Below are 2,942 nucleotides of genomic sequence, written 5' to 3' on the forward strand. Positions count from 1 at the left end.
TATTGATGCTCAAGATTTTGTATCCGAATTGGGAGGTTTCGCCGCTTATGGCTGGGAAAGTGATGTGCAAAATTGCTATTGGGATACCGAAAGTTCTGGAGTGGATTATTCTTATGCCGCAGAAGGACGCACAACAGACGAGATGACTTATCCGCATAGTGCCGATACTTATGTAAATTGGGATTTTACAGATACTTGGATGGATGATCAAAACGGAAAAAACGATGGCTATCCCTTCTTCAAATGGCAAAGTGAAGTTGCAAATACCTATTTTGTTGCCGATACCTGCGAAGACTTTTTCCCTCTCACGGCACATTTTCGAAATCTAAGCAGCGACCATTTTAACGATACTATGCAATACTTTTGGGATTTTGGCGATGGAGAAACCTCCACAGATGCAAATCCAATTCATGTTTTCCAAAATCCAGGGATATATACGGTTAGCCTAAATGTGAGCAATTCTTTTGGAAACACTGAGATCTTTACTCGTACAGATTACGTCACGGTATGGGATAGAATTCCCACGATAGAATTGGTCACATCGGATACAGTAGTATTGGATAATACAGTTATAAATGAAGTATCAGATTATGAGCAGATAATTATTAGAAGCATAGGCGGGATAAACCTTAACATCAATAACGTATACTTTACCACTCAAGATTCTCAGTTTGAGCTTCAGGAATCCATTTCAAGTGTAATTTTACCCCATTCAGAGATAGTTACTATTGGTGTTAGATTTGCACCTACGGTTTATGGTGCCATCACAGATACTCTTCAAATCTCGAGCAACGATTCGGAATGTCCAATCTTAAGCGTTATATTACATGCTGAGGTGATACCTATCCCACCAGCTATTCCTGAGAATGTTCAGATAAGTATGACCGGATATAACGCCCAAATATCGTGGGCTAGCGTAAGTGCAGATAATCAAGGAAATCCGCTGGTTCCAGATTATTATTTGGTATTCTATAACGGATCAGAAAATGTAGATGCAGAGTATTACTATTTGGGCTGGACGGAGGATTTATCCTATCTGCATTCACGAGTTGCCTTACATGCAAGCCATATGTTATATCGAGTAAGAGCATACGTAAACAGTTCTGGTGAGCCAAGAAACCCAACCCAGAAAGGAGTTTTACCGGGTATGACCGAGGCTGAAGTACTTGGTATTATGTGTCGCAAGCCAACACATGGCTATAAATAATCAATAATGGAGATAATATGAAAGATTCTTCTGAATACCTATGTTATTGTGGCTTGTATTGCAAGATGTGCAGCTTGGTAAACGGTTTACCGCAACAGGCACAGCAGCTATTCGAAACCATGAAAGAAGACGGCTGGGAAAGCTTTGGAAAATATGAATATCCAGATTTTGAAGCATTCTGGAAAGTTCTGGATTCCCTCAAACATAAGGATAAAACCTGCGCTCTTTGTCAAGGAGGTTGTGGTGATCCTTCCTGCGAAATCCGCATCTGTGCTCAAAACAAGCACCTTGCAGTGTGCGCCTTCTGTGATGAGTTTCCCTGTGCAAAGCTGGAATCCTTATTTAAGGCATATCCTTTTATTATGGAAAACAATAAACGCATCCGCGATATCGGCATTGAAGCTTGGTTAATAGAACAGGATAATCTGGTCGCACAAGGCATAACCAATAAAAGCCTAATGCAGAAATGAGCTATTTAAGCCCTTACTATATAATAGTTTTAGGTGGAACAAATATGAAAAAGAACCAAGACTATAAAAACTATCCCAATTGGATTAGTATGGAAGTGGAGCTTTTGCACGAAACTCAATATTTCAGCTCGACTTTAGTAACCTTCGATTCTAACGTAGAAATGAAGATTTAAGATACAAATGACGATAAGACGAGCAAAGCAAGAAGATATCGAAGCCATAGCGGCTTGCCACATTCAAAGTTGGCGAGAAACATACCCCGGCATTATGCCCCAAGAAAAGCTTGAAGCAATGAATATCACTGCCAGTATGCGCAATTGGCAATATACTCTGGATCAAGAACAGGTATTTCTGGTTGCCGAAGCATCCGGCACAATATGTGGTTTTGCCGCAGGAGGCGATAACCGATCCAATCAGGATTGTGAAACTGGTATTGGCGATAGCTGTAGCGCTGAGCTGGGAGCATTATATCTGATTCAGAAATTTCAAGGATTGGGAATTGGGAGAGCATTGTTTGAATGCTTTTGTAAAGAAGTTTTGGCTTTGGGTCACCAAAACATGGTGGTATGGGTAGCGCAACAAAACGTATCCTGCGGGTTTTATGCTCATATGGGCGGAGAATTGGTGGATAAAAAAATGCTCAAGGTAATCAATACCAGTGTTCCGGTGATCGCCTATCGCTATTCGAGCGAAATCTTGCAGCAGCATGCTATTCATGTAAAGCCCAAGGGATAATGAAAAAGCCGCTATTGATCCTGATTAGTGGCGCACGGGGCGTGGGAAAATCCACCCTTGCCGATTCATTAAATCGCAGTTTGTCTGCCAGCGTTTGGCTAGATGGCGACGATCTCTGGCGCATGGACCCCTTCATCGTAAACGATGCAACTAAACAAATGGTTCTCAAGAACATCGGCTTCGTTTTGTCTTCATTCCTTAATAGTCAGTTTCAGCATGTGATCTTCTCTTGGGTGATGCACAAAAAGAGTATCATAGAACAGATTTTGGCATCTCTGGATACAAATAGTTACCATCTGATCCATATAAATCTTGCTTGCAACGAACGAGAATTACTAAGGCGCATTGCCAAATCTCCTACAAAACGGGATCCCCAGCTTGCGCTTGCCCGGCTTGCCACTTCATGGGCAGAATATCCCAATTCTCTAAACACCTCTGCGATGAGCCCAGTTCAAGTATTGGAATTTATTGAAACGCAAATTCATGGAATACCCGTATAGCTCAAGCTAAAAACAGAAAATCGTATGAGA

The 2,942-nt window shown here is 41.5% G+C and carries 4 protein-coding genes; all 4 read left to right on the top strand.

The window, feature by feature from the left end:
• Positions 1–1,207, top strand: a 1,207-nt coding sequence (locus LHW48_10425) for a PKD domain-containing protein (GenBank protein ID MCB5260862.1), incomplete at its 5' end; no start/stop codon positions are given.
• Between the two features lie 17 nt (positions 1,208–1,224).
• Positions 1,225–1,677: a DUF3795 domain-containing protein gene (locus LHW48_10430; GenBank protein MCB5260863.1), complete on the top strand. Its 453-nt coding sequence runs from the start codon at positions 1,225–1,227 to the stop codon at positions 1,675–1,677.
• A 180-nt stretch (positions 1,678–1,857) separates the two neighbouring features.
• Complete coding sequence (locus LHW48_10435; protein MCB5260864.1) at positions 1,858–2,412, top strand: GNAT family N-acetyltransferase; 555 nt, start codon at positions 1,858–1,860, stop codon at positions 2,410–2,412.
• Positions 2,412–2,912 carry an AAA family ATPase gene (locus LHW48_10440; GenBank protein ID MCB5260865.1) on the top strand — a complete coding sequence of 167 codons (501 nt, stop codon included), beginning with the start codon at positions 2,412–2,414 and terminating at the stop codon, positions 2,910–2,912. Before LHW48_10435 ends, LHW48_10440 begins: the two co-directional genes overlap by 1 nt.
• Positions 2,913–2,942 lie beyond the last annotated feature (30 nt).

This window comes from Candidatus Cloacimonadota bacterium, assembly GCA_020532355.1.
Lineage (GTDB): Bacteria > Cloacimonadota > Cloacimonadia > Cloacimonadales > Cloacimonadaceae > UBA5456.

Bases quoted from the DNA above. Each gene is read 5' to 3' on its own strand.
- LHW48_10430 (MCB5260863.1), top strand. From the start codon at position 1,225: ATGAAAGATTCTTCTGAATACCTATGTTATTGTGGCTTGTATTGCAAG.
- LHW48_10435 (MCB5260864.1), top strand. From the start codon at position 1,858: ATGACGATAAGACGAGCAAAGCAAGAAGATATCGAAGCCATAGCGGCT.
- LHW48_10440 (MCB5260865.1), top strand. From the start codon at position 2,412: ATGAAAAAGCCGCTATTGATCCTGATTAGTGGCGCACGGGGCGTGGGA.